The 5,557-nt window shown below is 57.7% G+C and carries 4 protein-coding genes; 1 reads left to right on the top strand and 3 read right to left on the bottom strand.

Going from position 1 to position 5,557, the window contains the following annotated elements:
• Window positions 1–551 (top strand): oxidoreductase (locus tag B2W52_RS02135; RefSeq protein WP_476738509.1); only part of this gene is annotated, 551 nt, incomplete at its 5' end.
• 144 nt (window positions 552–695) lie between these two features.
• Here the strand turns inward: B2W52_RS02135 and B2W52_RS02130 are convergent.
• From B2W52_RS02130 to B2W52_RS02120, 3 genes are all read right to left on the bottom strand, one after another.
• The gene (locus B2W52_RS02130) at window positions 696–2,099 is read right to left on the bottom strand and encodes a TolC family protein (RefSeq protein ID WP_008172277.1); all 1,404 of its coding nucleotides are present in this window, start codon (window positions 2,097–2,099) and stop codon (window positions 696–698) included.
• A complete protein-coding gene (locus B2W52_RS02125) occupies window positions 2,092–5,283 on the bottom strand; it encodes an efflux RND transporter permease subunit (RefSeq protein ID WP_008172276.1) in 3,192 nt (1,063 codons plus the stop codon). The genes B2W52_RS02130 and B2W52_RS02125 overlap by 8 nt, the downstream gene beginning before the upstream one ends.
• 10 nt (window positions 5,284–5,293) lie before the next feature.
• Window positions 5,294–5,557, bottom strand: a 264-nt coding sequence (locus B2W52_RS02120) for a permuted SH3 domain-containing protein (protein WP_414673465.1), incomplete at its 5' end; no start/stop codon positions are given.

Raw genomic sequence — 5,557 nt, 5'->3', positions numbered from 1 at the left:
GCTACCTGCTGGACCAGTTCCTCCGTGATGGTTCCAACCATCGAGAAGGCCCTTACGGTGGCCCGATCGAAAATCGCGCCCGACTGCTGCTGGAGGTGATTGAAGCCGTATCCGGAGTGTTCGGTTCCGAGAACGTCGGTGTTCGACTGAGCCCGCTCAACAGTTTCCAGAGCATGAAGGACAGTGATCCGGTCGGCCTGGTCACCTGGCTCGCCAAGCGTCTGAACGACTACGGCCTGGCCTTTGTTCATTTAATGCGCAGCGACTTTTTTGGGGAGCAGCAAGCAGACGTGATTACCCCGGTCCGCGAGCGCTTCAAGGGCAAGTTGATCCTCAACATGAGCTACACCGGTGAAGAAGCAGAACAGGCCATCGAATCCGGATTGGCCGACGCTGTCGCCTTTGGTGTGCCCTTCATTGCCAACCCGGACCTTCCGGAGCGCCTGAAGCTTGGGGCCGAGCTTAATGAAGCAGATCCCTCGACTTTTTACACCCAGGGAGCGGAGGGGTATATTGACTACCCTTACCTCGAAGAAATAGCCGAAGCATAGTATTGAGTCGGAGCATAGTATAGAAAGGGGGCTTTTAGCCCCCTTTTTCGTTGCGGAGAAAACATGACCTTTGAAAGCGCCATTTCCTTTCTTGCCGCTAAAGCCCGGAACTTCCCCTTTTTCAGCTAAACCATACCCTCTTCCTCAAGACTCGCCACCCGTTGCCTTCAGCATTCGCCGGTGCGCCTCCGACGACCAAACCCCACTGAATTCCTCAATCACCCCAAGCTGGGCCGCCGCATAGGACAATCTGGCGGAAAGCCGGTCCTGCTGAGCGGAAATGAAGGTTCGGTTGGCGTCCAGTAAATCCAGATAGCCGATGGCACCCTCACGATGCATAGTTCTGGCGATGGTGAACGATTCGTTGGCTGCCTCAAACGCCCTGCCCGTTGCCTGATCAGCCTCCAAGGCCCGCCCGTAAGCAAAGATCGCAACCCGAGCACTGGCGACCGCATCAATGATGGTTTGGCGATAACGGATGTAACTTTCTTCCGAGACTGCATTCTGGCTTTCGACCCGTTGCAGTATCACCGGATAACTCAACAGAGACCAGGAGATGCGAGGAGCGATGCTGCCGGTACCCTCAAAGCCATCGGACACTTCCGCCACGTTGGTCAAGCCCAGAAATCCCTCGACCGAAAACTGGGGATAGAGTTCTGCCCGAAGGGCGTTGCCAACCGCCACATCCCGGGCCAGTGCTGCGAGCGCACCGCCGATATCCGCACGCAACTGCATGGCTTCGTTCGCCCGCCCGGCCGCCGGCACGCCAAAGGAGGCGGCCAGTGCACCTGAGGCAGGCTTCAGGACCAGCGATTCGGAATCTTCATTGACGAGCACGGACAGCACCGCTTTGGCCCGATAGAGCTGGGCTCGCGCGTCAGGAAGCTTGGCACGCTGCTGTTCCAGCAGCGTGTCTGCGCGGGCGAGATCAAGATTCGGCGAAATGCCTTCCTCCACGCGCAGGGCCATGACTTCCCGAGTGTCTTCCAATGCCCGGATGTCCGCCTTGATCAACTGGACCCGCTGGCGAGCGGCTTCCCACTCCAGATAGGCTCGGACAACGCCAACGGTGACTTCTTTCAACACCGCTCGTTGGTTGTTCAGAGCAACCTCAAGATTGGCTTCACCGGCATCGATCAGCGCTCTCAGCCGGCCAAACAAGTCCACTTCCCAGGTGCCCGCCAAACCGACGGCAGAGGATTCCTGAACACTGTTTCGATCGATCGCCTCGTATTCGCCGGTTACTCCGCCCTGAGGGAGCAACCGTTTCTCGTCCGCACCCAGGTCCGCAAGCGCCTGACGGACCCGTTGCCGGGTTGCCAACAGATCGAGGTTAGCGGCCTTCGCAACCTCGACCAGTTGATTGAGTTGGTCATCCTCGTAGCTCTTCCACCACTCCGCTGTGGTGGCGTCTGTGCTCTGAACACCGAAACTGAGGCTGTCGAGGTAACGTTCGTTCGCCTCCTGTTGGGGCTCATAATCCGGGGTTGCAGCGCAGCCAACCAGCAGCGCAGACCCCAGCAAGACACTAACCGCCCGTTTATGCATGGTCATTCTCCGTGATCTGTTCAGGTATTTCCTTGGTGTTGGCGGGCGTCCTGGTATCGGCCTTGGCACGCTGAATCACCGCGTAAAACACCGGGGTGAACAGCAAGCCGAACACGGTGACACCAATCATTCCCGAGAACACCGCTATCCCCATGGCGTGACGCATCTCCGCACCCGCTCCGGTCGCAAGCACCAGCGGTACCACACCTGCAGTGAAGGCAATCGAGGTCATCAGGATCGGCCGTAAACGCAAACGGCAGGCCTCGACAATGGCCTGATAATGACTGTGTCCCTGGAGATTGAGGTCACGGGCGAACTCCACCATCAGGATGGCGTTTTTACTCGCCAATGCCACCAGAACAATCAGACCAATCTGGGTGAACATGTTGTTATCACCATCGGTCACCCATACCCCGGCCAGAGCCGACAGCAAGGTCATCGGCACAATCAGAATAATTGCAAACGGCAGTCGCAGACTCTCGTACTGAGCGGCCAGCACGATGAATACCAGCAAGATAACCAGTGGGAACACATAGACCATGGTGTTGCCGGCGAGTTTTTGCTGATAAGTCACCTCGGTCCACTCAAACGCCATGCCCTCGGGCAGAGTCTGTGCTAGAACCTCTTCGATAGCAGCCTGAGCCTGGTCCGAACTGAAGCCCGGGGCCGGAGACCCGTTGAGCTCGGCCGTTGGATAGCCGTTGTACCGCATCACACGATCCGGGCCGATGGTCGATTCGACACTCATCACCGCGGACAGCGGGATCATCTGGCCCTGCTGGTTGCGAACCTTCAGATTCAGAATGTGCTCCGGATCAAGGCGCTTGTCGGACTCGGCCTGGGCAATCACCTGATAGGTGCTGCCGAACATGTTCACGTCATTGACGTACACCGACCCCAGATACACCTGCAGTGTGTCGAACACGGACTCCAGCGGAATGCCAAGCAGCATTGCTCGCTCCCGATCTATATCCAGGTCAAACTGGGGTACCTGAACCCGGAAGCTGGAGTAAAGACCCGTCAATGCCGGATGCTTGCGAGCTTCGTTGATGGTGGTTTGCAGGGTATCGAACAAGGCTTCAAACCCTTTGCTGCTTCGATCTTCGATCTGCAGCTTGAACCCGCCCGTGGTGCCCAGGCCCAGGATCGGTGGTGGTGGGAACACCGCCACAAACCCTTCGTCGATGCTTGAAAAGGCGCCGTTTAACTTGCCTGCAATCGCACCCGCACTGAGTTCCGGGGACGTGCGCTCGGTGAAATCGGTCAGCGGCAGGAACACGATGCCGCTGTTCGGACTGTTGGTGAAGCCGTTCACGGACAGGCCCGGGAACGCAATGGTGTTTGCCACGCCCTCGGTCTCCAGCGCGATCTGCTGCATTTCGTTGACCACGTCCACGGTCCGGTCAAGGCTCGCCGCATCCGGCAGCTGGGCAACTGCGACCAGGTATTGTTTGTCCTGCTGCGGAATGAAACCACCCGGTACCGCGTTGAACAGGCCTCCGGCGAAAACGGTCAATCCGACATACACCACGCCAACGATGGCGCTGTAGCGGATCAGCTTCTTGACCAGGACTTCATAGGCATTACCTGTGCGGTCAAAGAACCGGTTGAACGGCTGGAACACAAAGCGACCAAACACCTTTTCCAGGCCGCGGGAAAGCCGGTCGGGCTTCTCGTCGTGGCCCTTGAGAAGCAACGCGGACAGCGCCGGCGACAGGGTCAGCGAGTTCAAGGCGGAGATCACGGTTGAAATCGTGATGGTCAATGCGAACTGCTTGTAAAACTGACCGGAAAGACCAGAAATGAAGGCCGTCGGAATGAAGACCGCACACAACACCAGTGCAATGGCAATGATCGGGCCGGTTACTTCGTTCATGGCCACTTTGGTGGCTTCACGAGGCGATAGCCCCCGATGAATGTTCCGCTCCACGTTTTCGACCACCACGATGGCATCATCAACCACGATACCGATCGCTAGCACCATTCCGAACAGCGACAGCGTGTTGATGGAAACACCCAACCACTGCATCACGGCGAAGGTGCCCACCAGTGATACAGGCACCGCAACGAGCGGAATAATGGACGCCCTCCAAGTTTGCAGGAACAGCACCACCACCAGCACAACCAGTAAAATCGCCTCCAGCAAGGTGGTGATAACCGCGTCGATGGAACCGCGAACAAACACGGTGGGGTCGTAGGCAATTTCATACTCGACGCCCTGCGGGAAATCCTGGGACAACCGCGCCATGGTTGAACGAACATCGTCAGAAAGCTGGATAGCGTTAGCCCCAGGGCGCTGGAAAATCGGCATGGCAACCGCCGGCTTTCCATCGAGACCCGCTTCAAGGGCGTAAGTGTTCTGGCCAAGCTCGACTCTCGCAACGTCAGAGAGCCGCGTGATGGCCCCGTTATCACCAATTTTCAAAACAATGTCCCGAAACTCATCCAAGGAGGTCAGGCGCCCGCGGACGTTCAGCATCAACTGGAACTGGTTGTCGTTCGGTGCCGGCTGTGCGCCAAGGGTACCGGCCGCAATCTGACGATTCTGGGCACGCACGGCGTTCACCACATCCGAGGCGTTGAGATTCCGGGCGTCCAATTCATCCGGCTGCAGCCAGAGACGAACCGCAAATTCACCGCCACCGAACAACTGAACGTCACCAACGCCGCCAAGGCGGGAGAGTTCATCTTTCAGATTCAGCTCGGCGTAGTTGGCCAGATAGGTAATGTCCCGGCTCTCATCCGAAGAATGAACGTGAACAACCATGCTCAGGTTAGGGGATGATTTCTCAGTCACCACTCCCAGGCGCTGCACCTCTTCCGGCAAACGCGGCAGCGCAATATCAACCCGGTTCTGGACCTGAACCTGGGCTTTATCGAGATCAGTACCCAGCGCAAACGTTACTGTGAGGGTCATGCGGCCATCGGCCGTTGCCTGGGACGACATATACAGCATGTTTTCCACGCCGTTGATCTCATCCTCAATCGGCGACGCGACCGTTTCTGCAATCACCTTTGGGTTTGCGCCCGGGTAGTTGGCCGTGACCACCACTGTGGGCGGGACCACTTCCGGATACTCACTGATCGGCAACTGGAACAGAGAGATGCCACCCCCGATCAGAATGATCAGAGACAGCATGGAGGCGAATATTGGCCGGTCTATAAAAAAATGGGGAAATTTCATCACTCAGGCCTCAGAACTTTACGACAGCGGTCTGCTGGACTTCTGGTGCGTGTTCTTCAAGCGTGAAGGCCACGTCGGACGGTGCCTCTGACAGCATGACCGGAGCGATGGTCATGCCCGGACCTACCTTGGCCGTCCCGTTCGCCACCAGTACATCGCCTTCGGCAATGCCCTGCTCAACCACACGGAAGGTACCGAAACGCTCACCGACGGTTACCGGGGTGTAGCTCGTCTCCCCCTGCTCGTTGACCGTCAGCACGAAGCGGCTGTCGAG

This window comes from Marinobacter sp. UBA2498, from assembly GCF_002341575.1.
In the GTDB taxonomy this organism is placed as follows: Bacteria; Pseudomonadota; Gammaproteobacteria; order Pseudomonadales; family Oleiphilaceae; genus Marinobacter; species Marinobacter manganoxydans.
This window is presented reverse-complemented; position numbering and strand designations above follow the sequence as displayed.